This window comes from Microbacterium sp. J1-1, from assembly GCF_024498615.1.
GTDB classification, from domain to species: domain Bacteria; phylum Actinomycetota; class Actinomycetes; order Actinomycetales; family Microbacteriaceae; genus Microbacterium; species Microbacterium aurugineum.
Genome location: NZ_CP089590.1, coordinates 1 through 26,155, shown reverse-complemented (window position 1 = coordinate 26,155; position 26,155 = coordinate 1). Strand labels below are relative to the sequence as shown.

At 66.7% G+C, this 26,155-nt stretch carries 28 protein-coding genes and 2 tRNA genes; 9 read left to right on the top strand and 21 right to left on the bottom strand.

The annotated features are described in order from the left end of the window. Positions 1-14: 14 nt before the first annotated feature. Entirely contained in the window at positions 15-1,706 is a 1,692-nt protein-coding gene (pknB, locus tag LRQ07_RS00150) for a Stk1 family PASTA domain-containing Ser/Thr kinase (protein ID WP_256535450.1), read from the top strand. A 29-nt stretch (positions 1,707-1,735) separates the two neighbouring features. Here the strand turns inward: pknB and LRQ07_RS00145 are convergent, their stop codons facing one another. Genes LRQ07_RS00145 through LRQ07_RS00135 form a run of 3 tightly spaced genes read right to left on the bottom strand, consistent with a single transcriptional unit; the run spans position 1,736 to position 3,343 of the window. Further along, complete coding sequence (locus LRQ07_RS00145; RefSeq protein WP_256535449.1) at positions 1,736-2,368, bottom strand: anthranilate synthase component II; 633 nt, start codon at positions 2,366-2,368, stop codon at positions 1,736-1,738. After that, positions 2,365-2,520: a hypothetical protein gene (locus LRQ07_RS00140; RefSeq protein ID WP_165875400.1), complete on the bottom strand. Its 156-nt coding sequence runs from the start codon at positions 2,518-2,520 to the stop codon at positions 2,365-2,367. Before LRQ07_RS00140 ends, LRQ07_RS00145 begins: the two co-directional genes overlap by 4 nt. Before the next feature lie 28 nt (positions 2,521-2,548). Beyond that, complete coding sequence (locus LRQ07_RS00135) at positions 2,549-3,343, bottom strand: class E sortase (protein WP_232763034.1); 795 nt, start codon at positions 3,341-3,343, stop codon at positions 2,549-2,551. Between the two features lie 91 nt (positions 3,344-3,434). Here LRQ07_RS00135 and LRQ07_RS00130 point away from each other — a divergent pair, with 91 nt between their 5' ends. Next, positions 3,435-3,674, top strand: a complete 240-nt coding sequence (locus LRQ07_RS00130) for a cell division protein CrgA (RefSeq protein WP_047522075.1) — start codon at positions 3,435-3,437, stop codon at positions 3,672-3,674. 466 nt (positions 3,675-4,140) lie between these two features. On the opposite strand, the gene LRQ07_RS00125 is transcribed toward LRQ07_RS00130, so the two are convergent. Together LRQ07_RS00125 and LRQ07_RS00120 are read right to left on the bottom strand one after the other, a co-directional pair. Then, complete coding sequence (locus tag LRQ07_RS00125; RefSeq protein WP_413775525.1) at positions 4,141-4,947, bottom strand: rhomboid family intramembrane serine protease; 807 nt, start codon at positions 4,945-4,947, stop codon at positions 4,141-4,143. Positions 4,948-5,055: 108 nt separating this feature from the next. Next, positions 5,056-5,613, bottom strand: coding sequence for a peptidylprolyl isomerase (locus LRQ07_RS00120; protein WP_047519733.1), 558 nt, complete (start codon positions 5,611-5,613; stop codon positions 5,056-5,058). A 144-nt stretch (positions 5,614-5,757) separates the two neighbouring features. On the opposite strand from LRQ07_RS00120, the gene LRQ07_RS00115 reads away from it, so the two are divergent. Both LRQ07_RS00115 and LRQ07_RS00110 read left to right on the top strand, forming a co-directional pair. Next, entirely contained in the window at positions 5,758-6,264 is a 507-nt protein-coding gene (locus tag LRQ07_RS00115) for a hypothetical protein (protein WP_047519770.1), read from the top strand. Positions 6,265-6,320: 56 nt separating this feature from the next. Next, positions 6,321-6,776 carry an aminoacyl-tRNA deacylase gene (locus LRQ07_RS00110; protein ID WP_194239360.1) on the top strand — a complete coding sequence of 152 codons (456 nt, stop codon included), beginning with the start codon at positions 6,321-6,323 and terminating at the stop codon, positions 6,774-6,776. 27 nt (positions 6,777-6,803) lie between these two features. Here the strand turns inward: LRQ07_RS00110 and LRQ07_RS00105 are convergent, their stop codons facing one another. Then, complete coding sequence (locus LRQ07_RS00105) at positions 6,804-7,226, bottom strand: NUDIX hydrolase (RefSeq protein ID WP_047519735.1); 423 nt, start codon at positions 7,224-7,226, stop codon at positions 6,804-6,806. A gap of 44 nt (positions 7,227-7,270) precedes the next feature. After that, complete coding sequence (locus LRQ07_RS00100; RefSeq protein WP_256535447.1) at positions 7,271-8,866, bottom strand: amidohydrolase; 1,596 nt, start codon at positions 8,864-8,866, stop codon at positions 7,271-7,273. Positions 8,867-8,985: 119 nt separating this feature from the next. On the opposite strand from LRQ07_RS00100, the gene LRQ07_RS00095 reads away from it, so the two are divergent. The 5 genes from LRQ07_RS00095 to LRQ07_RS00075 are packed head-to-tail and all read left to right on the top strand — an operon-like array spanning position 8,986 to position 11,927. Next, the gene (locus LRQ07_RS00095) at positions 8,986-9,432 is read left to right on the top strand and encodes an iron chaperone (RefSeq protein WP_047519736.1); all 447 of its coding nucleotides are present in this window, start codon (positions 8,986-8,988) and stop codon (positions 9,430-9,432) included. A gap of 39 nt (positions 9,433-9,471) precedes the next feature. Next, the gene (locus LRQ07_RS00090; RefSeq protein WP_256535446.1) at positions 9,472-10,596 is read left to right on the top strand and encodes a M24 family metallopeptidase; all 1,125 of its coding nucleotides are present in this window, start codon (positions 9,472-9,474) and stop codon (positions 10,594-10,596) included. Between the two features lie 48 nt (positions 10,597-10,644). Next, the gene (locus tag LRQ07_RS00085; RefSeq protein ID WP_256535445.1) at positions 10,645-11,037 is read left to right on the top strand and encodes an HNH endonuclease; all 393 of its coding nucleotides are present in this window, start codon (positions 10,645-10,647) and stop codon (positions 11,035-11,037) included. A 16-nt stretch (positions 11,038-11,053) separates the two neighbouring features. Beyond that, entirely contained in the window at positions 11,054-11,500 is a 447-nt protein-coding gene (locus LRQ07_RS00080) for a GNAT family N-acetyltransferase (protein WP_256535444.1), read from the top strand. A 52-nt stretch (positions 11,501-11,552) separates the two neighbouring features. Next, complete coding sequence (locus LRQ07_RS00075; protein ID WP_256535443.1) at positions 11,553-11,927, top strand: glyoxalase; 375 nt, start codon at positions 11,553-11,555, stop codon at positions 11,925-11,927. Here LRQ07_RS00075 and LRQ07_RS00070 read toward each other — a convergent pair. From LRQ07_RS00070 to dnaA, 14 genes are all read right to left on the bottom strand, one after another. Further along, positions 11,842-12,372: a GNAT family N-acetyltransferase gene (locus tag LRQ07_RS00070; protein ID WP_256535442.1), complete on the bottom strand. Its 531-nt coding sequence runs from the start codon at positions 12,370-12,372 to the stop codon at positions 11,842-11,844. The genes LRQ07_RS00075 and LRQ07_RS00070 overlap by 86 nt on opposite strands. Further along, the gene (locus LRQ07_RS00065; RefSeq protein WP_232763041.1) at positions 12,369-12,668 is read right to left on the bottom strand and encodes a DUF1330 domain-containing protein; all 300 of its coding nucleotides are present in this window, start codon (positions 12,666-12,668) and stop codon (positions 12,369-12,371) included. The genes LRQ07_RS00070 and LRQ07_RS00065 overlap by 4 nt, the downstream gene beginning before the upstream one ends. A 195-nt stretch (positions 12,669-12,863) precedes the next feature. Beyond that, positions 12,864-12,936, bottom strand: a tRNA-Ala gene (locus LRQ07_RS00060). A 25-nt stretch (positions 12,937-12,961) separates the two neighbouring features. Further along, a tRNA-Ile gene (locus tag LRQ07_RS00055) sits at positions 12,962-13,035 on the bottom strand. A gap of 85 nt (positions 13,036-13,120) precedes the next feature. Beyond that, entirely contained in the window at positions 13,121-14,062 is a 942-nt protein-coding gene (locus LRQ07_RS00050; protein WP_256535441.1) for a DUF4097 family beta strand repeat-containing protein, read from the bottom strand. Further along, positions 14,059-14,748, bottom strand: coding sequence for a LuxR C-terminal-related transcriptional regulator (locus tag LRQ07_RS00045; RefSeq protein ID WP_256535440.1), 690 nt, complete (start codon positions 14,746-14,748; stop codon positions 14,059-14,061). The genes LRQ07_RS00050 and LRQ07_RS00045 overlap by 4 nt, the downstream gene beginning before the upstream one ends. Then, the gene (locus tag LRQ07_RS00040; protein WP_256535439.1) at positions 14,736-16,004 is read right to left on the bottom strand and encodes a sensor histidine kinase; all 1,269 of its coding nucleotides are present in this window, start codon (positions 16,002-16,004) and stop codon (positions 14,736-14,738) included. Before LRQ07_RS00040 ends, LRQ07_RS00045 begins: the two co-directional genes overlap by 13 nt. A 199-nt stretch (positions 16,005-16,203) precedes the next feature. Then, a complete protein-coding gene (locus LRQ07_RS00035) occupies positions 16,204-16,608 on the bottom strand; it encodes a DUF3566 domain-containing protein (RefSeq protein WP_047519752.1) in 405 nt (134 codons plus the stop codon). Then, on the bottom strand, positions 16,605-19,160 hold the full coding sequence (gene gyrA / locus LRQ07_RS00030; RefSeq protein WP_232763044.1) for a DNA gyrase subunit A: 2,556 nt from the start codon (positions 19,158-19,160) through the stop codon (positions 16,605-16,607). The genes LRQ07_RS00035 and gyrA overlap by 4 nt, the downstream gene beginning before the upstream one ends. A 43-nt stretch (positions 19,161-19,203) precedes the next feature. Continuing rightward, positions 19,204-21,273 carry a DNA topoisomerase (ATP-hydrolyzing) subunit B gene (gyrB, locus tag LRQ07_RS00025; protein ID WP_248539255.1) on the bottom strand — a complete coding sequence of 690 codons (2,070 nt, stop codon included), beginning with the start codon at positions 21,271-21,273 and terminating at the stop codon, positions 19,204-19,206. A 118-nt stretch (positions 21,274-21,391) separates the two neighbouring features. Further along, positions 21,392-21,895 carry a DUF721 domain-containing protein gene (locus tag LRQ07_RS00020; protein WP_256535438.1) on the bottom strand — a complete coding sequence of 168 codons (504 nt, stop codon included), beginning with the start codon at positions 21,893-21,895 and terminating at the stop codon, positions 21,392-21,394. Then, positions 21,888-23,072: a DNA replication/repair protein RecF gene (gene recF / locus LRQ07_RS00015; protein ID WP_256535437.1), complete on the bottom strand. Its 1,185-nt coding sequence runs from the start codon at positions 23,070-23,072 to the stop codon at positions 21,888-21,890. The genes LRQ07_RS00020 and recF overlap by 8 nt, the downstream gene beginning before the upstream one ends. A 52-nt stretch (positions 23,073-23,124) precedes the next feature. Continuing rightward, positions 23,125-24,267, bottom strand: a complete 1,143-nt coding sequence (gene dnaN / locus LRQ07_RS00010; protein ID WP_047519758.1) for a DNA polymerase III subunit beta — start codon at positions 24,265-24,267, stop codon at positions 23,125-23,127. 496 nt (positions 24,268-24,763) lie between these two features. Further along, positions 24,764-26,032 carry a chromosomal replication initiator protein DnaA gene (dnaA, locus tag LRQ07_RS00005; protein WP_372491384.1) on the bottom strand — a complete coding sequence of 423 codons (1,269 nt, stop codon included), beginning with the start codon at positions 26,030-26,032 and terminating at the stop codon, positions 24,764-24,766. Positions 26,033-26,155: the final 123 nt, after the last annotated feature.

The window sequence follows — 26,155 nt, the reverse complement described above, 5'->3', positions numbered from 1 at the left end:
CAGGGGGGTAGTACGTGTCCACAGAGCCACGAGTCATCGCGGGACGTTACCGCGTCGACGAGCTCATCGGGCATGGCGGTATGGCCAAGGTCTACCGCGGCTATGACCTCACCCTCGGGCGCGAGGTCGCGATCAAGATCCTCGACGCCGAGCTGGCCCGCGACACCACGTTTCGCACACGGTTCCGCCTGGAAGCGCAGGCGGCATCGCGGATGTCCCACCCCTCGATCGTGCGCGTGTACGACGCCGGGGATCCGTCCGCGACCGACTCCTCGTCCGACGAGCCGCCGTACATCGTGATGGAACTCGTCAAGGGCACCCTCCTCAAGGACATCATCTCTGCAGGCCCCGTGCCGGTGGAGGACGCGGTCCGCTACGTCGACGGCATCCTCGAAGCTCTGGACTATTCGCACCGAGCAGGAGTCGTCCACCGCGACATCAAGCCGGGCAATGTGATGGTGACCGACAAGGGTCAGGTCAAGGTGATGGACTTCGGTATCGCCCGAGCCGTCTCCGACTCGTCGTCCACCGTGGCCGAGACCACCCAGATCATCGGGACCGCCGCCTACTTCTCGCCGGAGCAGGCCAAGGGCGAGCCCGTCGACGCGCGTGCCGACCTCTACTCGACCGGCGTCGTCCTGTACGAGTTGCTCACGGGACGCCAGCCGTTCCGCGGAGAGTCGCCGGTGGCGGTCGCCTACCAGCACGTCAGCGAGACACCGGTCCCGCCGACCGAGGTGAACGAAGACGCCCCCGGCGCCCTCGACCCGATCGTCCTCCGTGCCCTCGCGAAGGATCCCTACCAGCGCTACCCGGATGCCGCGCACTTCCGCGCCGCCCTGGACGCCGCCGTCGCCGGAGACGCACCGACGCGCAAGCAGCTCGGAGCGCTCACGAGTGAGCTGTACGGCCCGAGCCCGCGACAGGCACAGGAGACGGCTCGGTCCCTGCGCCAGCTCAGCTCCGACACCACGATGACCCGTACCCAGTCCGGCCCTCCGGTGGCGTGGATCTGGGCGGGGGTCGCCCTCCTCGCGGTGCTGCTGGCGTCCGTGCTGTTCTGGGTCGTCACGATCAGCATGCGACCGCCCGAGGTGCCCAGCACTTCGCGCATCATCCCCAACCTCGAGAACGTCTCCGCGGAGCGCGCACAGGATGAGCTGGCGAAACTCGACCTGACCTCGAAGATCGTGATCGAGTCGAGTCCCGAGATCGGCGAAGGCAACGTCATCCGCACCGATCCCGAAGCCGGCGTCTCGGTGGAGGAGGGCACCACCGTGACCCTCCACGTGTCCTCCGGCGTCGAGACGGTCACCGTCCCGAAGATCGAGGGCATGGGATTGGACGATGCCACGAAGGCGTTGACGGCGGCGGGCCTCGAACTCGGTACCGTGGTCCAGCGCAACGACAAGGCCTTGGCCGAGGGCACCGTCATTTCCGCCAGCGAGAAGGCCGAGACTGAAGTTTCTCCGGGCACAGTGGTGAACCTGGTCGTGGCGAGCGGGAAGGTCACGCTGACCGATGTCGTCGGCTGGACCGTCGACGCCGCCACGACGAACCTCACCGACCTCGGTCTCAACCCGGTGGCGGTGGAAGACGCGGAGTGTCCCGCCACCGACCCGACGACCGTGAATTCGATGTCGGCGGCTCCGGGCGATGTCCCGGTCGGCTCCACCGTCGAACTGCGGTACTGCAGCGGCAGCTGATCTGGTTCCGAGGCGTCGGCGCGCCGACCTCAGCGTGAGAGCGGGTGCAGGCGCTCCGATCGGGCGACGGCGCTCGTCGCACCGCACAGCTCCAGCCAGTTCGCCAGAAGCCGGTAGCCGCCTTCGGTCAGCACGCTCTCGGGGTGGAACTGCACGCCATACAGCGGCAGCTCGCGGTGTGCGAGCCCCATCACGGTGCCGTCCTCGGTCCATGCGGTGACCGTGACCTCCGGAGGAAGGTCGGCCTCCGCGAGCGTCAACGAGTGATAGCGGCCGGCGGAGAACGGTGAGGGGATGCCGGCGAACAAGGCGGATCCGTCGTGCCTGACGGCCGAGACCATCCCGTGCATGAGCTCCGGCGCCTCGCTGACCGTCGTGCCGAGGGCTTCGCCGATCGCCTGGTGCCCCAGACACACGCCGAGCGTCGGTACTCCGAGCCGAGCGGCGATGCGGACCGCGGCGATCGATGCCCCGGCATCGGCCGGCGCTCCGGGTCCTGGCGAGAGCAGCAGGGCGTCGTGCGAGAGGAGCATCGACTCGAGGGCATCGGAGTCCAGGGAATCGGACTCGACCATCAGGGTCTCCGCCCCCAGTTCGTGCAGATAGCCGACGAGGGTGTGCACGAAGCTGTCGTGGTTGTCGACCACGAGCACTCGGGTCATTCGACGTCGACCTCGCCGGGGGCGACGATCGGGCTCACCCACGGGAAGACGTACCAGAACAGGCCGTACAGGACGGCGGCGATGACGACGAGCAGGATGAGCACGCGCAGCCACCACGGGCCGGGCAGCAGGCGCCAGAGTGCGGCGTACATCAGTCTTCTCCCTCGTGGATGTCCATGATCACACCGACGGGGCGGCCGGCGGAGGCGGCGGGTCGGTCAGAGCCTGGGGAGGCCCCTCGGCGCGAGGCTGGAAGCTCTCGAACACCCCGTAGGCGACGATGCGCTCGGCGAGCGAGTACAGCGGGGAACAAGCGGTGAGCGTGATGTACTGCTCTCCGGTCTGCTGCTCGGGCATCTGCGGCACGTCGGCGAGCACGTCGGTCTGCGTCGGCTTGACGTACTCCAGCGTCCGGAAGCGGTAGGTGTACCAGCCGTCGGGCGTCTCGACCACGATCGCATCGTTCAGCTGCAGCTTGTCGAGCTGATTGAAGGGCTTGCCCCATGTCGTGCGGTGCCCGGCCATCGAGAAGTTGCCGACCTCGCCCGGCATCTTGGAGTCGGTGTAGACGCCGATCCCCTTCTGGTCGAGGGTGCGTGCACGGGACGTGCCCCCGTAGATTCCGAAGTTGTAGTCGGCGCCGAATCGCGGGATGTGCATCTGCCCGAACCACTCCGCGTCGGCGGGCGCCGCCGGCACCGGCGGAACGTAGGTGGTGGTGCCGTCCTCCGCCTCGACGACCGGGGGCAGCGCGGGGGCTTCGGCCTGCGCGAGCTCTCTCGAGATCTCCGCGCCCTCTTCGTTCTTCTGCGCACTGATGATGATGTCGCCGATCCACATCTGCCAGGCGACGAACAGCAGGACGATGACTCCTGCGGTCAGCAGCAGCTCGCCGAGCACACTCGCGAACGTCGCGCGAGAACGTGGTCTCGCGCGACGCGGGCGTCGCCCCCCAGGCACGACGGAAGCAGTCATGGCGCGATCATATCCGGGATCGCTGAACGCATGCCGGTGATCGAGCGATGTGGGCTCGGCAGCTCATGGGTGTCCCGGGTACAATGACGGCATGGCACGTGACCGCAAGACCGAAGAACCCGCCGTCGAGCGCGCCGAAGGCGAAGCCGCTCCCAACGCCGTCTGGTTCAAGCCGGTGATGATCGGCTTCATGCTGCTCGGTCTCGCCTGGATCCTGGTCTTCTACATCTCGGGTATGCAGTTCCCGATCCCGGGACTCGACAACTGGAACCTGGCGATCGGTCTGGGCATCGCGCTCATCGGCTTCCTGATGACCACGCGCTGGCGCTGACGGCCCCGACTTTCGACGAAGGCCCCCTCGCATCGCGAGGGGGCCTTCGTCATGTCCGGAGCGAAAGGCGAGCTGTGCCGCGAGGGGCGTGGTTGTTCCCGGAGCAAGCATCGGGAGGGACCCGCGAAGCGGGAGGGCACCCGTTCTGCGAGCGAAAGGCGAGCTGTGTCGCGAGGGGCGGGGTTGTTCCCGGAGCAAGCATCGGGAGGGACCCGCGAAGCGGGAGGGCACCCGTTCTGCGAGCGAAAGGCGAGCTGTGCCGCGAGGGACGGGGTTGTTCCCGGAGCGAGCATCGGGAGGGACCCGCGAAGCGGGAGGGCACCCGTTCTGCGAGCGAAGGGAACAACCCCGCCCCGACCCCACAAGGGTCACCGAGAGCGAAAGTTATCCACAGCCCCCTCCACAGCCTGGGGAGAATTACACCGGTGTTATTCACAGGGGTTACAACCCTGTTAACAACTTCGGATCAGGACAAAAGGATCAGCGGTGGTACGAAAGCCACGACCACGATCAACAGCACGACCAGCGCGGACAGCAGGATGATCTGCAGGGTCCGCTGCTCTCGACGCTTCGTCTTGACGTAGATCAGAGCGACCAGCGCTCCGACGACGGCACCGCCGAGGTGCGCCTGCCAGGAGATTCCCCCGACGAAGAGACCGAACGCGAAGTTGATTCCGAGGATGACGAGGATTCCCGTCACGTTGGCGCCGATGTGGCGACCGATGATCAGCAGCGACGCCAGGAGCCCGAAGATCGCCCCGGATGCTCCGACCGTCCACGAACCGGGCGCGAGGATGGCGACCATAACCGATCCCCCGAGGCCGCTGATCAGATACAGGGCGAGGTAGCGGGTGCGGCCGAGCATGGGCTCGAGGCTCTGCCCCAGCATCCACAGCGCGAGCATGTTGAGTGCCAGGTGGATGAAGCTCCCGTGCACGAGCAGCACGGTGAGAAGACGCCAGGGCTCGAAGGGCACGGCGAAGAGATTCGGGTACAGGAAGGGGGCGAAGAACCCCAGAGCCTGGATGAGCGGGTCTTTGAACCCGGGGATCAGCTGCACCAGCCCGATGAAAGACGTGATGGCGAGCAGCGCGTAGGTGACGACGGGTCGCCCGCCGCGGGTCACGGCCAGGGCACCGCCCCGACTACCGCGCCAACGACGTTCAGCCTTCTTCTGCGCGGGCGTCCTGTTCTTCCGCTCGGCGTTCATGCACTCCGGGCAGATGACGCCGACGGGTGCCTGGGTCTGGCACTCGGGACAGATGGTGCGCATGCACCGCTGGCAGAGCACGAAGCTCTGCCGATCCGGATGGCGATAGCAAAAGTTGTCGCGATTGCTCGTGAACTCAGGCGTGGTCATCCGGATCGGCCGCAGCTGTCGTCAGGCCGCGACGATGTCGATCGACTGCAGCACGACCGGCTCGACCGGGCGGTCGCCGGGGCCCGTCTGCACGGCGCCGATCGCGTCGACGACAGCCTTGGAGGCGTCATCGGCGACCTCGCCGAAGATCGTGTGCTTGCCCTGCAGCCACGGCGTCGGGTCGGTGGTGATGAAGAACTGCGAGCCGTTGGTGCCCTCCGGCTTGCCGGTGATGGCGTTGCGGCGGAGGCCGGCGTTGGCCATCGCGAGGATGTAGGGCTCGTTGAAGTTGAGCTCCATGTTGATCTCGTCGTCGAAGTTGTAGCCGGGGCCTCCGACGCCCTGTCCGAGCGGGTCGCCGCCCTGGATCATGAAGTTCGGGATGATGCGGTGGAAGATGACGTCCTTGTAGAGAGGACCCTCGCCGGGCTTGCCGGTGGCGGGATCGGTCCACTCCTGAGTGCCGTCGGCGAGGCCGACGAAGTTCTTGACCGTCTTGGGGGCGTGGTCGCCGAAGAGGTTGATGACGATGTCACCGTGGTTGGTGTGCAGGGTTGCGACGTGGGAAGCGTGAGCCATGTCCTTATTCTCGCAGAGCTTCCGGTGAGTTCGCCCGGTGTACCGCGGATCCGATGATGGCGCAAGGGTCCGGTGATTCCCGCCCGGCATCCAGGCTCTCGTGGCAAGATGGGGAACCCGTACTCCAATGGACAGGAGAGCATCGTGAGCCTCAGCCGCAAGCGGAAGAAGGAACTGCGTCGTCTTCAGAAAGACGCGAACCAGCTCTGGGAGAACCAGCAGGTGCTCGTCGGCCACGCCGCCGAGGTCGCACGCGAAGCCGGCCGTCAGCTCGGCAGCATCAATCGCGAGCAGGTCGTGCCTGTCATCCAGGACACGTACAACCGTCGTGTCGCACCGGTCGTCGACCGTGGCGTCAAGATGGGTCGGCACGTCGTCGACGACAAGGTCGTCCCGATCGTGGGTGGAGTCGTCGGATCCGCGCTGACCGCCTGGGACGTCGCGAACGCCAAGCGCTACGGCGTCACGCCTCCCGCTCCGCGCGGCGCCTTCGGCAAGAAGCAGAAGTCGGGCCCCGGCCTCGGATCGGTCATCGCGATCGTCCTCGGTGCCGCTGCCGCCATCGGTGTCCTCTACGCCGCCTGGCAGACGCTGCGTGCCGATGACGAGCTCTGGGTCGCGGACGACCCGCTCGCAGCCCCCGACGCGTGAACACTTCGGCTCCCGCCTCCGTCGCCTCCGGTGGCGGAGGCGGTCCGCATGCGCGGGTGCGTGAGGCCGCGCAAGCCCGCGGTCTCGACATCGAGATCCGCGAGCGTCCGGCCGCCGGCAGCCTCTTCGAGGCGGCGGAGCTGCTCGGCATCCCCGCGTCCGGCATCGTGAAGACCCTCGTGGTGAAGCGCTCGGACGACACCTTCCTGTTCGCCCTCGTGCCGGGCGGACGTTCGATCTCGTGGCCGAAGCTGCGTGCGCTGGTCGGGGTCAACAAGCTACGGCTCCCGGAACCAGAACTCGCCCTCGCGGCGACCGGTTACGAACGAGGCACCATCGTGCCGATCGGCAGCACCACCGACTGGCCCGTCTACGCCGACGAGTCCATCGTCGGACAGCGCATCGCGATGGGTGCGGGGACGCACGGATTCAGCCTGTTCGTCGAAGCCGACGACCTCATCGCCGCATACGGGGCGACCGTCGCCGACATCTCCGTACCCGAAGAGCGCTGACGCCGCACGCTGACGCTCGGCCTCGGCTCAGAGGAGGCCGGCCATGCGCATCGCGATGTCGACCAGCTTGACGCGCTGCAGCTCGGCGACGGAGGTCAGCGGGAACCACTCCGCCATGTCGGTCGAACCGTCGGTCTCGAAGCGGAGCTTGCCGCCGGTGACCGCGCCGCGATAGACGATGCGCAGGGTGTGCAGCGGCTCGGCGGCCTTGTGCACACGCCGGCCGGCCGGGATCACACGGGAGTGGATCCCCAGGAGTTCGCCGACTTTGATGCTGTAGCCCGTCTCCTCACGGAGTTCGCGCCGCACCGCGTCTTCCGGCGACTCCCCGGGCTCGAGCCCGCCACCGGGCATGGTCCACGCCACCCGCCGTCCTTCGGTCCAGCGCGCCAGGAGCAGGCGGCCGTCGTCATCGGTGACGACCGCATACGCCGCGACACGCAGGTCCATGCGTCACACACTATCCGCCGACGAGGGCGGTCGATGACCGCGTGTCAGACGACCCGCACACCCGCCAAGTAGGTGGACGTCACCTGCGTCGCGGCGAGGTCTTCAGCGGAAACCGTGACCGGGTCGCGATCCACGACGATGAAGTCCGCGAGGAGTCCGGGAGCGAGGACGCCCACCTCCCGCTCGCTGAAGAGCTGCCAGGCGGCGTTCGCCGTGTGCGCGAGGAGCGCCTGATCCCTGGTGACCGGTGTGCCGCCGGGCATCCGATACCCGTTGCGGGTGGTGCGGGTCTCGGCGACCGCCATGTTGCGGAAAGGCTCGTTCGGGGTGACCCACCCGTCGTTGTGGAACGTCACGCGATGTCCGGCTGCGAACGCGGCGCCGGCATCCGCCCAGGCACCCCCGTGCTCCGGACCGAAGAGATCATCGACGAGCACTTCGCCCCAGTACGTGATGTGGTCGACGAACAGGCTCACCGTGACCCCCAGCGATGCGGCGCGCTCGAACTGCACCGACGTCATCGCGCCGCAGTGCTCCAGCCGGAACCGGTGATCGGTGAGCCCGTGCCGCGCGATGATCTGCGCGAAGACATCGAGGGTCGCGTCGATCGCGAGGTCGCCGTGCGCATGACACGCCAGCTGCCACCCCGCACCGGCATAGGGCTCGGCGATGGCCGACAGCTCGTCCGAGGTGTAGTTCGCCCGGCCGATGTGGTGCGGCTCGAGTCCGAGCGCACGGGTCGCCGGGGTGTCGAGGTACGGGAAGGAGGTGGCGATGTTGCCGACCCAGGGAGAGCCGTCCGACCACGTCTTCACGCCCGTCTGCCGGAAGAACGGGTCGTCGCCGCCTCGTGCGGAGGGGATCCCGCCCGGACGGGACATCTCGTACCACCGGAGGCGCACCGGCATCTCACCCTTCGCACGCAGGGCGTCGATGAGCGGACCGAGTCCGGGATTCCACGACAGGTCGGCCACGGTGGTGATGCCCCGCGAAGCCAGGTCGCGCAGGTGTGCAGGAAGGATACGGGGGAGCTGCTCCTGTGCCTTCGCGAGCATCGGAGCGACGACCATCTCGACCGCCGCAGCCTCGAGGGCGACACCGGTGAGCTCCCCGTCGGCGTCCCGTCCGAACGAGGCACCGGCGGGATCGGGGGTGGTCCGGTCGATGCCTGCGGCGAGCGCCGCAGCGGTGTTGAAGTAGACGGAGTGGCCGGAGTTGTGGATCACGACGAGAGGAACGCCGCCGGCCAGCTCGTCGAGGAAGTGGATGTCGGGATCAGGGAGTCCGCGCTGCAGCAGCGCGTCCCAGCCGTTCGCGAAGACGGCTTCCCCATCGGCCTCCGCGACCGCCGTGCGCAGAGCTGCCAGCACGCCCTCGGCCTGGGGAACGACCACGGGCCGGAGGTCGACGACCAGGTCGGACAGCAGGATCGCCGCGAATCCGGGATGCCCGTGCGGCTCGATCAGCCCGGGCATGACCCAACCGTCCAGCGCGACCACGTCGGCGTCGGGGTGGTCGCGGCGAACCTCTTCCGCCGAGCCGATGGCCACGATGGTGGCGTCGTCGACGGCCATGGCTTCGGCCTGGATGTCGGTGCTCGGCGCGAAGGGACGTATGCGGCCGATGAAGACTGTCGTCATGGCGTCAGTCTGTCAGGCGTCGACGCCACGGCGGGGATCGATCAGGAATCGAGAAGCACGCCCGCGTCTCTCCTCCGTAGTGTGAAGTCCATACCGGCAGCACACCGAGAGGACCGAAGATGGCCGAGAAAGAGAAGAACTTCAGCGCCGAAGAACGCGAGGCGATGCAGGCCGCCGCGAAGGAGGCCCGCACCCGGCGTTCCCGCGCGAAGAAGTCACCGGAAGAGCTGCGGGCAGCAGGGGAGGCCGACATCACGGAGGCCATCGAGAAGCTCACCGCCGAGGACCAGGCTCTGGCGAAGAAGCTGCATGCCCTCGTGTCGGAGGTCGCCCCGGAGCTGGTGCCGCGCACGTACTACGGGATGCCGGCGTGGGGTCGTGACGGGAAGGTGCTCTGCTTCTTCCAGCCCGCGAGCAAGTTCAAGGTGCGCTACGGCACCTTCGGCTTCGAACCGATCTCGAACCTCGACGACGGCACGGTCTGGCCGACCGCGTACGCCGTGACCGCACTCACCGACGCCGATCTGGAGTTCCTCGCGGAACGCATCCGCGTCGCGATCAGCTGACCGTCGACCCGGCGGGGACCGCGCAGTAGCGTGGATGTCGTGAGCACACTCCCGTTCCCCGCCTCCGTCTACTCCGCCCGGCTCAGCCGCGCCGCTTCCCTCGCCGCCGACGCGGGGCTCGACGCCATCGTGGTCGGTCCCGGGCCGGATCTGCAGTATCTGGTGGGAGTGGAGGGCGACACGATCGAACGGCTGACGGCCCTCGTGATCGACCCCGGCGCGACGCCGACGGTCGTGGTGCCGCGCATGGAACTCGCAAAGGTGCGCAGCACGGCTGTCGGCGAGCTGGGTCTCGCGGTCGCCGACTGGGTCGATGGAGAAGACCCGTATGCGCTGGTGACTTCGGCGGTGGGCGACGCCGCCCGTGTGGGTGTCTCCGATGCCCTCCCCGCACTGCACGTCCTCCCGATCGGGGATCGTCTCGGGGTGCGCCTCGAGCTCGCGACTCCGGTGCTGCGCGAAGGGCGGATGATCAAGGACGCCGAGGAGATCGCCGAACTGCGCCGGGCCGGAGAAGCCATCGACGCGGTGCATCGACGGGTGCACGAGTGGCTTCGGGCAGGACGCACCGAGCGCGAAGTGGCAGCCGACATCGCCGAGGCCATCGTCGCGGAGGGCCATCGCACGGTCGAGTTCGTGATCGTCGGGTCGGGTCCGAACGGCGCCGACCCGCACCACGAGGTGTCGGATCGGGTGATCGAGGAGGGCGACATCGTCGTGGTCGACATCGGCGGTGCGGTCCCGAGCGGATACAACTCGGACAGCACGCGGACCTACGTGGTGGGGATTCCCGCCCCCGCAGCCGCCGAACGGATCGCGGTGCTCGTGCGGGCGCAGCAGGCAGCGGTCGACGCCGTGCGTCCCGGTGCCACCGCGGCCGAGGTGGATGCCGCCGCCCGGAGCGTGCTCACCGACGCGGGTCTGGGGGAGGCGTTCCTGCATCGCACCGGCCACGGCATCGGCGTCTCGGTGCACGAGGAGCCGTACATCGCTCCGGGCAACGACCTGGTCCTGCGCGAAGGCATGGCGTTCAGCATCGAGCCCGGCATCTACTTCGCCGGCGAGTGGGGTGCCCGCATCGAGGACATCGTCGTCGTCACGGCGGAGGGTGGAGAGCGGCTCAACGTCGCGCCGCACGGTCTCACCGCGGTCGGCCTCCGCTGACCTCGCGCGCTGACCGAGCGCGCGCACTTCCCGCGATACGATCAGCGCATGCGTCGCCGCCGCAAGGTCTCTTCCGCCACCGCATCACCGGCGACCCGAGCACGGTACGCGAAACGCCGCCAGAATCGACTCGCCCGCGTCGACAACGACCTCACCGACGAGCAGTGGTACGACCTCATGGAAGCCTGGGGCGGATGCGCCTACTGCGGCGGTGACGGCGCAGCTCTGCAGCGCGACTGCATCCAGCCCGTGTCGCGGGGCGGTCGCTACACCCTCGAGAACGTGGTCCCGGCGTGCGCGTCCTGCAATGCCAGTAAGCACAATGACGAGGTGACCGGGTGGCTGCGACGGAAGAAGCTCGATGAGCGGACGTTCCTCGTCCGTCATGCCACCATCCTGCGCGCCTTGCGGCCCTCCGCGGACGGCACCGCGCTCCCCTAGTCACTAGTCTCGACTCATGACGACGATCGCGCCCCTCACCGCCGCGGACCAGCCCGAGTGGCTCGCTCTCTGGCGGGGGTACCTCGCTTTCTACGAGACCGACCTCGACGAGACGATCACCGCTTCCACCTTCGAGCGACTGGTCGACCCTGATGGCGGTATCCAGGGAGCCATCGCCCGCGACGAGACGGGCACGGCCGTGGGCATCGTGCACTGGTTGACGCATGCCGCGACGTGGACGACCACGGACTACTGCTACCTCGAAGACCTGTTCGTCGCGCCAGACGCCCGCGGAGGCGGTGTCGGGCGGGAACTCATCGCGCATGTGCGAGCGTGGGCCGAACAGCACGGCTCGGCGAAGGTCTACTGGCTCACCGCCGAATCGAACGCCACCGCACGCGGGCTCTACGATCGCGTCGCCTCCCGGTCGGGGATGATCCATTACCAGATAGATCTGACCTGACGCGGCGATGATGAGAAGCATGCGCGTCGAGAGAGTGGTTCCCAATCTCACTGTGACCGATCTTCCTTCCGCGGTCGCCGAGCACCGCGCGGTGCTCGGTCTTCGGGTGCTGATGGACCACGGGTGGATCGTGACGCTCGGCGACGACGAGGGGCACCAGCTCAGCCTGCTGACCCGAGACGCGACGGCAGAGGTCAATCCCGACGTGTCGGTGTTCGTCGACGACGTCCACGTCGCTCTCGCCCGCGCCGGGGCTGCGGGCCTGGACATCGTGCATCCAGTCACCGAGGAGCCCTGGGGCGTCACACGCTTCTTCTACCGCGACTCCGACGGTCGCGTCATCAACGTCGGGATGCACTCTCCGGCATCAGCCTCCGCCCCAGAACCTGACACGGCCATCCCCGCACATCCAACTCCTCCTGCCTGACGAAACCGTGCGCCTCGTAGTACCGCACGAGATCGCCCGTTCCGCCGGCATAGCAGTCGACCCGCAGGAGCGGCACGCCGCGTTGCTCCGCGCGAAGGACAGCGTGCTGGAGAAGCCTCGCCCCGGCGCCGCGCGCACGTCGCGACCCGACCAGGAGCCGCACATAGAGCTCGGGCTCGTCGACGGCAGGAACATAGTCGGTCCGGTCGCCGAGCACGAGGACCGCGACGGCACGGGCATCCCGTTCGAGCACCCAGCCTTCATCTTCCTCGCACCACTTCTGCGCGCGCTCCACTGCGGCCGGCCGGGAGGAGAAAGGCTCCGCGCCCCACTGGCCGGTGTTGCCGATCGATACGAACCACTCCACCGCTTCATCGAGCAGACGCAGCACCAGCCCCGGCTCATCCGCACGCAGCCGCCGGATCGTCTCGCGAGGCTCACTCATCGCGCGGAATCGCCGACCGCCGCGAGCACCCGGATCTGGCGTTCGGCAGCGTCCCCCAGAACCTCGAGCGCCCGCTGATAAGCCGGCGATGCATAGGCCGCGATCGCCGCATCCCGGTCGGGGAAGGCAATGATGGTGGACCGGAGATCGGCACCTTCGAGCACCGCGACGGGATCGCCCTTGGCGAGGAAGACACCGCCCGCCGCCTCCATGGCCGGCCCTGCGAGGCTCGCGTATTCTCTCACACGCTGCGGATCGCGGATCGCGGTGAAGGTGTTCACCCAGTAGACGGTCATTAATGCGGCCTCCTCGTCGGTTCCCGCACCGATGCGGGGAACCCTCTCCGGGACGAACGCGCTCGCCGGCGACGGAATTCCTCGACCTCGGATCAGGGAATGCGGCAACCGCCAGAAGACACACGCCTACCGTGCCCGAAAGCGCGAAGACCAGCAGTCCTGATCATTCCGATGCGGGAGACCGAGCACGAAGTGTGGAGCCTAGGAGATTCGAACTCCTGACATCCTGCTTGCAAAGCAGGCGCTCTACCAACTGAGCTAAGGCCCCGTGAGGGATTTCTTGAGTTGAGGAGTGGGGCTACCAGGACTTGAACCTGGGACCTCTTCATTATCAGTGAAGCGCTCTAACCGCCTGAGCTATAGCCCCGTCAACCTCCAAGACTTTACCGGAGAAAGACGGAATTTCCGAATCGAGGGCGACGACCCGGGAGTGTCCTCGCCCTCGACCGTGTTCAGCGACCCGGGCGGATCGTCGCCGTGCCCGCGGAGAGCGATACCTCGATGGTCCGCCGCGCGCTCGATGCCTCCTGCACCTTCGAGTTGAGGGTGCCGGCGCTGATGTCCTGGCTCACGGCGTACTCGACATCGGGCAGGGTCAGATCGAGCGACCCGGCACTGACATCGATCGTGGTCTGCGACGGCGGTGTACCGGTCAGCTCGACCGTGAGGTCACCCGCGGACACACCCAGATCGGCCACGGTCACGCCATCGAGGAGAATGTCGGCGCGACCGGCGCTCATCTCCACGTCGAGTTCCGTGGCGGAGCCGGTGACGTCGAGTGCGCCGGCGCTCACGGTGGCGTCGAGCACCCCGAAGTCGCCGTCCACGTCGAGGCTGCCGGCATCCAGTGTGAGGTCGGCATCGAGCTCCGCGTCCCGCAGGCTCTCCGGCAACGTGAGCACGGCGATCTGCTCGTCCCCGAACCAGCTGCCGAACCACCACCCGAACACGCTGTCCGGGCTCCGCACGATCAGTTCGTCGCCGTCACGTTCAAACGTCCACGCGGGTCCTCGCCCGTTGGTGATCGCCAGCTCTGCCTGATCCACGTCGCCGAATTCGACGCGCATGCTGCTGGCATCCGCATCCAGGTCGATGCCCTCGATGCCTTGTGCGTTCGCGGTCTGCACGGAATCCGGCCGGCTCGCGGAGATGACGGAACCTGCTGCAGCGGCGACCGCTGTGCCGCCGGTTCCGAGAAGGGCGATCCCGCCCACCACCGCTGTCACGACCAGGACGGCCGTGGCTCCGGACGAACGCCCTCCCGTGGGGCTGGGCGGCGGAGGTGTCGGTGCCCCCTGCGCCGCCGATGGCTGCGGCGGAGAGGCGGGCGGGGAAGCGGGCGGCGGGGTGAGCGGGGTGTGCTCGCCCCGGAAGCCGTTGTTGTCGGTGGTCATCGTGCCACTCCTGTCTGGCCGGTCGGCGGCGTCGGGCCGCCCGTGTTCTCGATGTGGGCGAGCGCGGCGAGCACGCGGCGATTGCCGGACTCGTCCGGGTCGAAGCCCAGTTTCTGGAAGATGGAGGTGATGTGCTTCTCGACGCTGGCCTCCGAGAGGAACAGCAGACCGGCGATCGCCTGGTTCGACTTCCCCTCGGCGATCAGCGCGAGCACGGTGCGTTCCCGCTCGGTGAGTCGCATCATCTTGTCGTCGCGATTGCGGCGCGTGAGGAGCTGAGCGACGACCTCGGGGTCGAGAACGGTCGCTCCCTCCGAGATGCGCTCCACCGAGCCGAGGAACTCCTCGACATCGGCGACCCTGTCCTTGAGCAGGTATCCGAGCGGACCGCCCTGCGCCGCGATCAGATCCGAGGCGTATCGCTCCTCGACGTACTGCGAGAGCACGAGGATCGCGAGCGACGGGCGCGAGGCCCGCAGACCGAGCGCGGCGCGGATGCCCTCGTCGGTGAAGGTGGGAGGCAACCGCACGTCGAGGATGCAGAGATCCGGTGCACTACCGGCCACCGTCTGCTCGAGCTCCACCGTGTCGGCGAGAGCAGCGACCACCTCGTGCCCTGCGTCCTCCAACAGGCGAACGAGGCCTTCTCTCAGCAGGACCGAATCCTCGCAGATCAGGATGCGCACGGTACGTTCACCTCCAGGCTGGTCGGTCCGCCCTGCGGACTGTCGAGGCGGAAGGTCCCTCCCGCGGCGAGGATGCGGTTGGCGATGCCGTCCAGACCCCCACCGGGCTGCACCTGAGCGCCTCCGATGCCGTTGTCCTCCACGCGGGCCCAGAGGGTGTTGCCCTCACGCACGCGCACGGTCACCCGGGCTTCACTGGCCCGCGAGTGCTTGGCTGCGTTTGTCAGGGACTCCGCGATCGAGAAGTACACGGCGGCCTCGGCCTCGCGGCTGCACCGGCCGTCCATCCGGACATCGAGGTGCACGGGAATGTGCGATCTCCCGGCCAGAGCGGAAAGGGCGGCGTCGAGGCCACGGTCATCGAGCACCGAGGCGTGAATGCCGCGAGCGAGTTGGCGGAGTTCGGTGATCGCTGCCTTGGTCGAGGTGTGAGCCTCGTTGATCAGCTCCTTGGCGGCCTCCGGATCGTTGTCGATCTTCTGCTGCGCGAGTCCGAGCGTCATCCCGACCGAGACCAGCCGCGGCTGTACCCCGTCGTGCAGATCGCGCTCGATCCGGGTGCGCTCCACATCGGCGGCGCGCACCGCACCCTCACGCTGGGCGGTCGACGTGCGGACGCGCTCGGTGAGCTCGGTCTCCTTGCTGCGGATCACGATCGCGAGGGAGAGGGTTCGATGCAGCAGTGCCAACCCGATCATCCCGACGACGCAGGCGGCGAGGCCGAGGACGCCGATCAGCGGAGCCCAGGCCACGGGGATTCCCCCGCCACCGAACGGTCCGATCACGGAGTCCGCGGCCGTGAGCGGGGCGAACGAGATGATGATCGACCACACCAGTCCCCAGAACAGTCGGAGGACGACGAAACCGAGCACGGCGGAGATGGCGAAGTTCGCCACTGCCCGCCACATCCGGCCGTCGATGGCCTGCCGTCCGAGGGACCGCAACCACCCGCCGAATCCGGGACGATCACGTGGCTGTACGCGCAGCGGCGCGATCGGCGTGCGGTAGAGCGCGCCGACACGAGCGACTTCGAACCAGCCGAGTCCGTAAAGGGCGTAGACGAGTCCGACCAAGAGGACGACGCCGATGCCGGCGGCGAAGAGGAGGCCGATGCCGGTGCCGAGAAGGCCGCCGAGCATGCCGAAGATGACGCCGCCGAGGACGCCGACGCCTGCCAGATGCAGGATCGTGAGGAAGATGCGCAACGGCGGCTTCACCGCGGTTGCGGAAGCCGGGGTCGCAGTCTGAGTGGTCATGCTTCCAAGGTACGGCGGGGCCGTTGCGCGCGGCACCGAGTCACCCGGACACTCTGTTTCGGGTTTTCCGTAACGCGTGCTCCGGATCTCCCGCATGCGGCACGCTGCTCGGCACCACCGGCGTCGTGTAGCAACCGCTCGATGGAACGACGAAGGACGGATGCCGCAGCATCCGCCCTTCGTATGTCCGTGTGAGGGATCAGTTCGACATGAACCCGACGAGCAATCCGCCCGTCACCTTCACGGCGAGGTTGTAGATGCCGGCGACCACGGCGCCGAGCACCGTGAAGACGATGAGGTTCAGGATGGCGACGACCGCTGCAAAGGCCATGACCTGCGGCAGTCCGACCACCTCGGACAGCACGAAAGCGTTGTCGGTGATGCCGACCAGGAAGCTCTCGGCCGTCGTCATGACGTTCGTCGCCTGGAGCACCAGGAAGATGAGGAAGAACGACACCATCGTGACGACCGCGAGGGCCACGGCTCCGAGGAACGACAGCTTCACCGCCGACCAGAAGTCGACGTAGACCAGACGAAGCCGGACCTGCTTGCCGCCTGTCTTGCGTGTCGACTTCTTCGCCAGCTTGTCGGCCACTGTACTCATGCGTCTGTATCCTCGGGGGTTTCTGTCGTCTCAGGTGCCTGGATCTCGGCATCCTCCGCTTCGGCCTCTTCTTCGGCGAGGCCACGCTCACCGTTACGGGCGATGGCGAGGATGCGATCGGCCTCCGTCGTCCGGGCGAACACCACTCCCATGGTGTCGCGACCCTTGGCGGGGACCTCGGCCACGGCAGAGCGTACCACCTTGCCGCTGGACAGAACCACCAAGACCTCGTCGTCCTCTGCGACGATCAGACCGCCCGCGAGAGTGCCCCGATCGTCGTTCAACTTGGCGACCTTGATGCCTGTCCCGCCGCGTCCCTGGACCCGGTATTCCTCGATCGCGGTGCGCTTCGCGTAGCCGCCGTCGGTGACGACGAAGACGAACTTCCCCGGGGCGGCGACGGAGGCCGAGAGCAGGGAGTCGTCGTCGATCTTGAACTTCATACCCCGAACACCGGCCGTCGCGCGACCCATCGGACGCAGCGCCTCATCGGTGGCCTCGAAGCGCACCGACATCCCGTGCCGGCTGATGAGGAGGATGTCGTCTTCCGCGTTCACGAGGAGCGCGCTGACCAGCTCGTCCTCGTCGTTCAGACGGATCGCGATGACGCCGCCCTGACGGTTGGTGTCGTACGTGTCGAGCCGGGTCTTCTTGACGAGGCCCTCTCGGGTGGCGAGCACGAGGTAGTCCGCCACCCCGTAGTCACGGATGTCGAGCACCTGGGCGATGCTCTCGTCGGGCTGCAGTGCGAGGAGGTTCGCGACGTGCATGCCCTTGGCGTCGCGTCCGGCCTCCGGCACCTCGTAGGTCTTCGCGCGGTAGACCCGGCCCTTGTCGGTGAAGAACAGCAGCCAGTGGTGCGTTGTCGTCACGAAGAAGTGCTCGACGATGTCGTTCGCCCGCAACTGAGCGCCCTTGACGCCCTTGCCGCCACGGTGCTGGGAGCGGTAGTTGTCACTGCGCGTGCGCTTGATGTAGCCCTCGCGCGTGACGGTCACCACCATCTCTTCTTCGGCGATGAGGTCTTCCATCGACACATCGCCGTCGAAGCCGTGCAGGATGTGCGTGCGACGCTCGTCACCGAAGCGGTCGACGATGCCGGTCAGCTCTTCGCGGATGATCACACGCTGACGACCCTCGTCGGCGAGGATCGCCTTGTAGTCCGCGATCTGGGCCTCGAGCTCGTTCGCCTGATCGATGATCCGCTGACGCTCGAGAGCTGCGAGGCGACGCAGCTGCATCTGCAGGATCGCATCGGCCTGGATCTCGTCGATGTCGAGGAGCTTCTGGAGACCCTCGTTCGCATCCGCCGTGGTCTGCGACCGTCGGATGAGCGCGATCACCTCGTCGAGCGCGTCGAGCGCCTTCAGATATCCGCGCAGGATGTGCATCCGCTTCTCGGCCTCGCGCAGCCGGAACTCGGTGCGCCGCACGATGACATCGATCTGGTGGGAGATCCAGTGCGTGATGAACCCGTCGATCGCGAGCGTGCGCGGCACACCGTCCACGATCGCGAGCATGTTCGCGCCGAAGTTCTCCTGCAACTGCGTGTGCTTGTACAGGTTGTTGAGCACGACCTTCGCGACGGCGTCGCGCTTGAGCACGACGACCAGACGCTGACCCGTGCGGTCCGAGGATTCGTCACGGATGTCGGCGATGCCGGTGATCTTGCCGTCACGGGCCAGGTCGCCGATTTTGACCGCGACGTTGTCGGGGTTGACCTGATAGGGCAGCTCGGTGATGACGAGGCAGGTACGACCCTGGATCTCCTCGACGTTGACGACCGCGCGCATCGTGATCGAGCCGCGACCGGTCCGATACGCCTCGTGGATGCCCTTCGTCCCGAGGATCTGCGCGCCGGTCGGGAAGTCCGGGCCGGGAACGCGCTGGATCAGACCGTCGAGCAGCTCCTCGCGGGGGATGCCGGGGTTGTCCAGCGCCCAGAGCGCCGCATCCGCCACCTCGCGCAGGTTGTGCGGCGGGATGTTGGTGGCCATTCCGACCGCGATACCGACGGAACCGTTGACGAGGAGGTTCGGGAACCGGGCGGGGAGAACCGTCGGCTCCTGCGTCTGGCCGTCGTAGTTGTCGGCGAAGTCGACGGTCTCCTCTTCGATGTCGCGCACCATCTCGAGCGCGAGCGGAGCCATCTTCGTCTCGGTGTATCGCGGAGCCGCGGCGCCCATGTTCCCGGGGGAACCGAAGTTGCCCTGCCCGAGAGCGAGCGGATAGCGGAGGGACCACGGCTGAACCAGTCGCACGAGGGCGTCGTAGATCGCCGAGTCGCCGTGCGGGTGGTACTGGCCCATGACCTCGCCGACCACACGCGCGCACTTCGAGAACGACTTGTCCGGGCGGAAACCTCCGTCGTACATGCCGTAGATCACACGGCGGTGCACCGGCTTGAGTCCGTCGCGCACGTCGGGGAGGGCGCGCCCCACGATGACGGCCATGGCGTAGTCGAGGTAGCTGCGCTGCATCTCCGACTGCAGGTCGACCTGGTCGATCTTGCCGTGATCGTGTTCCGGTTCGGTGCGTTCTTCGTCAGTCATGAATCAATCTCTCTGTCACACATCTGGTCTGAGCCCGCGGGCATCAGATGTCGAGGAAGCGGACGTCCTTGGCGTTGCGCTGGATGAAGCTGCGTCGGGACTCGACGTCTTCGCCCATCAGCACACTGAAGATCTCGTCGGCCGCGGCCGCATCCTCGATGGTGATCTGCTGCAGGGTGCGCGTGGTGTGGTCCATCGTCGTCTCCCACAGCTCCTTGGGGTTCATCTCTCCGAGACCCTTGTAGCGCTGGATGCCGGCATCCTTCGGGATCCGCTTGCCGTTTTCGAGACCGTGCGCGAGCAGGGCGTCGCGCTCGGCGTCGCTGAACACGTACTCGTGAGCGGAGTTCGACCACTTCAGGCGGTACAGCGGCGGCATCGCGAGGTACACGAAGCCGGCCTCGATGAGTCCGCGCATGTAGCGGAACAGCAGGGTGAGCAGCAGAGTCGTGATGTGCTGGCCGTCGACATCGGCATCCGCCATCAGGACGATCTTGTGGTAGCGAGCCTTCTCGATGTCGAACTCTTCGCCGATCCCCGTGCCGAAGGCCTGGATCATCGCCTGGACTTCCTTGTTGCCCAGCGCCTTGTCGAGACGTGCACGCTCGACGTTGAGGATCTTCCCCCGGAGCGCCAGGATCGCCTGCGTGTGCGGGTCGCGACCCTGCACCGCGGAACCACCGGCCGAGTCACCCTCGACGAGGAAGATCTCGCTGATGGAGGGATCCTTGCTGGTGCAGTCCTTGAGCTTGTCCGGCATGGCCGCAGACTCGAACACGCTCTTGCGGCGAGCGGTCTCGCGGGCCTTGCGAGCGGCGAGACGAGCGGTCGCGGCATCGATCGCCTTGCGGACGACGTTCTTCGCCTGGTTCGGGTTGCGCTCGAGCCAGTCGCCGAGCTGATCGCCGACGACCTTCTGCACGAATGCCTTCGCCTCGGTGTTGCCGAGCTTGGTCTTGGTCTGACCTTCGAACTGCGGCTCGCCGAGCTTGATCGAGATGACCGCGGTCAGTCCCTCACGCACGTCGTCACCGGAGAGGTTGTCGTCCTTCTCCTTGAGGAGGTTGTTCGCCCGGGCGTACTTGTTGACCAGTGTGGTCAGAGCTGCCCGGAAGCCCTCCTCGTGCGTCCCACCTTCGTGGGTGTTGATCGTGTTCGCATAGGTGAAGACGTTCTCGGTGTAGGACGTCGTCCACTGCATCGCGACCTCGAGCGAGATCTTGCGCTCCGTGTCCTCCGATTCGAAGGCGATGATCTCGTCGTTCACGACTTCGGCGTGACGCACCTTGTTGAGGTATTCGACGTAGTCGACGAGTCCGCGCTCGTAGTAGAACACGTCGCCGGGCTGCTTGGTGACGGTCGCGCCGTCTTCCTCGACCTCGTACGCAGACGACTCCCGCTCGTCACGCAGCTCGATGCGCAGTCCCTTGTTGAGGAACGCCATCTGCTGGAATCGTGTGCGCAGCGTGTCGTAGTCGAACTCGATCGTCTCGGTGAAGATCGAGGCGTCCGGCCAGAACGTGATGCTGGTTCCGGTCTCCTCGGTCGCCTCGCCCTTCTCGAGCTTCTGCTGCGGGATGCCGCCGTCGGCGAAGCTGTGCCGCCAGACGAAGCCCTTCTGCTTGACCTCGACGTCGAACCGCGTCGAGAGCGCGTTCACGACCGAGGATCCGACACCGTGCAGACCACCGGAGACGGCGTAGGCGCCCCCTCCGAACTTTCCGCCGGCGTGCAGGATCGTGAGCACGACCTCGACCGTCGACTTGTTCGGGTCGGAAGAGTGCGGGTCCACCGGGATGCCTCGACCGTTGTCGACCACACGCACGCCACCGTCGGCGAGCATCGTCACGAAGATCGTGTCGGCGTATCCGGCGAGGGCCTCATCGACCGAGTTGTCGACGATCTCGTAGACGAGGTGGTGCAGACCGCGCGGTCCCGTGGAACCGATGTACATACCGGGACGCTTGCGGACGGCTTCGAGGCCTTCGAGAATCTGGATCGAGTCGGCGCCGTAGTCCCCAGGCTGCTTCGCCTTGGGTGCAATGGTGCCCTGGGCCTCGGGGGTTCCCCCGATGTTCGATTCCGTCTCGTCAGCGGGGGATTCAGGCGTCATCAGAGGGCATTCTCCACATCGATATCACGAACTGCCATTCTAGCGGAGTTTCGTGGGGAAACACCGCTCTACGGCCGTGTGTGGCCCTCTGAGCGTTTCGGACCCCTTGCGTGGTGTCCTACCCGTAGGTATCGCGCGGGCCCCGCCCTGGAACGGCTCTGGGACCCCATTTCCACGAGGGGACGTCCGGTCCGATGAAGCGCAGGTTCTCCACGCCGGCCTCCGGATAGCGGCGGCCGATCTCGGTGAGAATCGTCGCGCGCATGAACTGCAGGTTCTTCGCCCACGCCGTCGAGTCGCACTTCACGGTGAGCAATCCTCGCTCCAGGGAGACGGGTTCGGAGTGCTTCGCCGTGTCGGCGCCCGCGAGATCCGCCCACTGACGGACGAGGTCTTCCCTGGCCAGAGTGATCTGCCACCCCGAGTCGCGGCTCAGCTTGTCCAGGACCGCGCCGAGGGTCCCGGGGTCCCGCCCGGGTGTGAACGGTGCGTTGTCGTCATCGGTCGTGATGCGACGCTTGCGCTCCCAGCTCTTCGAGCTCGGCTGCAGACCGCGCAGACGCAGGTAGGTGCCTACCGTCTCGGGGACATCGGCAGCGGGAGTCGGTGCGGCGTCAGTCATCGGCTGCCTCCCGTTCATCACTGATCGTCCCGGCGCTGATGCGCACCACATGCGCGTGCAGCACCTCAGGGATATCTTCCTCCACCGCCGCGGTCACCACGACCTGTTCGTACCCTGCGGTCAGGGCTGCGAGTCGTCGACGCCGGTCCGCATCGAGCTCGGCGAACACGTCGTCGAGGATCAGGACCGGATCGCCGGCGGGGGATTCACTGCGCAACAGCTCCGCCGATGCCAGCCGGAGCGCGAGCGCGACCGACCAGGACTCCCCGTGCGAGGCGTACCCCTTCACCGGAAGGTCGCGGACACGGAGCACGAGATCGTCCCGATGCGGTCCGGTGAGAGTGAGGCCGCGGTCGAGTTCGTTGGAACGCTTCGCCGCGAGAGAGGCCCGGAAGAGGTCCGCGATGCGGTTCGGATCGCTGAGCCTGTCGGCGGGGGAGACCTCTTCGGGTCCTCCCTCACCCTCTTCGGGGTCGCCGCCACCGACCGAGAGCGCCCACTCCAACTGCGGACGATGATCTGCACCGGCGATCGCTTCGTATGCATCGGCGACGGGTTGTTGGAGATCGACGGCCAGCCGCTGTCGAGCCGTGATGATCTCGGACCCCAGCGAGACCAGCTTGTCGTCCCACACATCGAGGGTGCTCAGACCTTCGCCCCGGATGCCGCGGGCTCGCGCCGACTTCAGCAGGGCATTGCGCTGCTTGAGCACACGGTCGTAGTCGGCGAGCACGCCCGCCATCCGTGGAGTGCGCTGGATGAGGAGCTGGTCGCTGAACCGGCGGCGAGCGGACGGGTCTCCCCGGACGATCTGCAGGTCCTCCGGCGCGAAGAGGACGACGTGCGCGTAGCGGGGCAGCTCGTTCGGCTTGGACGGAGAGCCGTTGATGCGTGCCTTGTTCGACCCCTGCCTGTTGACCTGCACCTCGGCGAGCACTCGACGCTCGCCGTGCGAGAGCCGCGCCCGGATGACCGCGAACTCCTGCCCGTCACGCACCATGGGTGCATCGGACGACACGCGATGTGAACCGAGGGTGGCCAGGAACACGACCGCTTCCGCCAGGTTCGTCTTTCCCTGCCCGTTTCGTCCGACGAGCACGTTCGGACCCCGGTGGAGAGTGAGTTCCGCGGTCGCGTAGTTGCGGAAATCGACCAGGCTCAGGTGCTCCACAATCACGGAGTCAGCCTACCTTCGAGGTCTGACAACGAATGCGGGGCGAGGTGCGGGATCAGCGAAGGAGGAGGTTCGGCTGCAGCAGGTACTTGAAGGAGTCGAGGCCCGCCTGGTCGACCGAGGTCTGGCTCGTGATCAGCACGGGGCTGAGCTTGTTGGCGTTGTCGCTCGACGTGAACGTCACGCGGACGAACTCGCTCTTGACCGCTCCGAGAGCCTCGATCAGGTACTGGGGGTTGAGGCCGAGCGTGACCTCGTCGCCGCCGGACAGGATCGCGTCGACCGACTCGGATGCGCGCGCGTGGTCTCCACCGGAGGCATCCATGGTCACGCTGTCGCTCGAGAACGTGAATCGCAGCGGCGCCGCACGATCGAGGACGAGCGAGACACGGCGGACGGCTTCGACGAGGTCGGCCGTGTTGACGACCGCGTAGTGATCGGTCTGCTCGGGGAAAAGGCGTCGGACCGGGGGGAAGTTGCCCTTGATGAGCAGCGAGGTCACGGTCTTGTTGCCGGCGGTGAAGGCGATGATCTCGCGATCGCCCGCGCCGGAGAAGGCCACCTGGATGTTGCCGGCGTGACCGAAGGTCTTCCCGACCTCGAGCAGGGTGCGTGCCGGCACCAGCGCTGTCGCCTCGACGGACTCGCCGTCCCACGGCACATCGCGGAGCGATACCCGATAGCGGTCCGTGGCGACCAGGCTCAGAGTGTGACCGGAGACTTCGAGCTGCACACCGGTGAGGACGGGTGTGACGTCGTCGCGTGATGCGGCGAAGCCGACCTGTGCGATCGCCGTGCCGAATTCCTCAGCCGGAACGACGCCGGAGGATCCGTTCACCTCGGGGATGGACGGATATTCCTCGACCGGCATGGCGGCGAGTGTGAATCGGGCCGAACCGCAGGTGACGGCGATCCCACCGTCTTCCTCGACGGCGATCTCGATCGGAGCGTTCGGGAGGCGGCTGGCGATGTCGGAGAGAAGACGGCCGTGGACGAGGATCGTGCCGGGGGTCTCGACCGTGGCTTCGATGGTCGTCCGAGCGGAGGCCTCGTAATCGAAGGCGGAGAGCGTGAGGCTGGATCCGTCTGCTTCGATCAACACTCCGGCGAGGATCGGCTGCGGATTGCGCTGCGGCAGAAGCTTGACGACGAACGAGACAGCCTCGCTGAAGACATCGCGGTTGACCTGAAACCTCACGGGTGCTCCCTTGTCGTCGAACTGTGACGCGTCGTCGTCGGCCCTGCCGGTGCAGGGCTTCCCATGCTAGCCCCACAGTCCTGCGTATCCCTACGCCGAGGTTTCCTGTCATCCGTTCGCCGGTTCTCCCCACCGTCTGGTGATCGGATCGCGCCTTGAATGACTTAACTCCTTAACGGTGTTAACAGCTGTGGATACTGTGGATAAGTCGGTGGATATCAGGAGCGAGTAGGGAACTACACGCTTGTCAGTTGTGGAAACCCTGAGGAATCCGCGGGATCCCGGTCCTGGGGACAACCGAGGTGTTGTCCGAGTTATCCACAGGTTTGGGTGTTCAGCTCACATTCGTCCCGATGGAATCCACGATCATCCACAAGTTATCCACATGTGCATAGAGGCATCTATCGAGAGATCAGAATCCCTGTCAGGCACACAAAAAAGTAGAGGACCGCATCCGTTCGGGTGCGGTCCTCCACTTTTTCGGAGGTGCGGCGTGTCAGCGTCGGCCGAGCTGCGTCGTGATCTCGGTGACCTGGTTGTAGATGGAGCGACGCTCCTTCATGAGCTCACTGATCTTCTTGTAGGCGTACATGACCGTGGTGTGGTCGCGGTTGCCGAACAGCTGACCGATCTTCGGCAGCGACAGGCTCGTTCGCTCCCTGCACAGATACATGGCGATCTGTCGTGACGTGGCGATCTGCTGCGATCTGCTCGAACCGTAGAGATCGTCCACGGTGAGCTTGAAGTACTGCGCTGTGGCCGTGATGATGTCGGTCGGCGAGATGATGTTGTCCTCCGCCGTGTCGATGATGTCGCGGAGCACGGTCTGCGCGAGGGAGATGTCGAGGGCAGAGCGGTTCAGGCTCGCGAACGCGGAGACGCGGATGAGTGCACCCTCCAGCTCGCGGATGTTCGAGGAGACGACGGTCGCGATGTACTCGAGCACCTCGTCGGGGATGTGGAGCGCCTCGCTCTGCGCCTTCTTGCGGAGGATCGCGATGCGGGTTTCGAGGTCCGGTGCCTGCACATCTGTGATGAGGCCCCACTCGAAGCGGCTCCGCATCCGATCCTCGAAGCCCGTCAAGTGCTTCGGCGCGACATCACTGGTGATGACGACCTGCTTGTTGTGATCGTGCAGCGTGTTGAACGTGTGGAAGAACGCTTCCTGGGTCTCGGCGCGACCCTGCAGGAACTGGATGTCGTCGATGAGGAGGATGTCGACGTCGCGGTACCTGGCCTGGAACGCGGCACCGCGGTTGTTCGCGATCGAGTTGATGAAGTCGTTCGTGAACTCCTCACTCGAGACGTAGCGGACTTTGACTCCGGCGTAGAGCGACTGCGCGTAGTCACCGATCGCGTGGAGGAGGTGTGTCTTGCCGAGTCCGGAGTCACCGTAGATGAACAACGGGTTGTACGCCTTGGCCGGCGCCTCGGCCACGGCGACCGCCGCAGCGTGGGCGAATCGGTTGGACTGGCCGATGACGAAGTTGTCGAAGGTGTACTTCGGGTTCAGCCGTGATTCGTGACGCAGCTGTGTGGGCTGCTCCATCGGAGACTCGACCCGGCTCTGCTCGGTGCGTCCGAAGTCTCCGACGGCGATGGGGGCCGTCTGCTGCTCCGCCAGTTCGTGGTTCACGACGACGCGGTAGGACGTGACCTCTTCGCCGATGTGCGAAAGGGCCTCCATGATCGGGAGTCGGAGACGCTTGTTGATCTGCGCTGCGGTCAGATCGTTCGGGACTTCGAGGTACAGCGTCGCGGACATGACGCCGGCCGGGACGGCGAGGCTGAGGAAGCCCTGCAGCTGGGGGGTGACGCGATCGTCGTCGGCCAGCAGCTCCTGCACCGTGGTCCAGATCGGGACGTCGGGCTGGGCAGGTGATGTCAT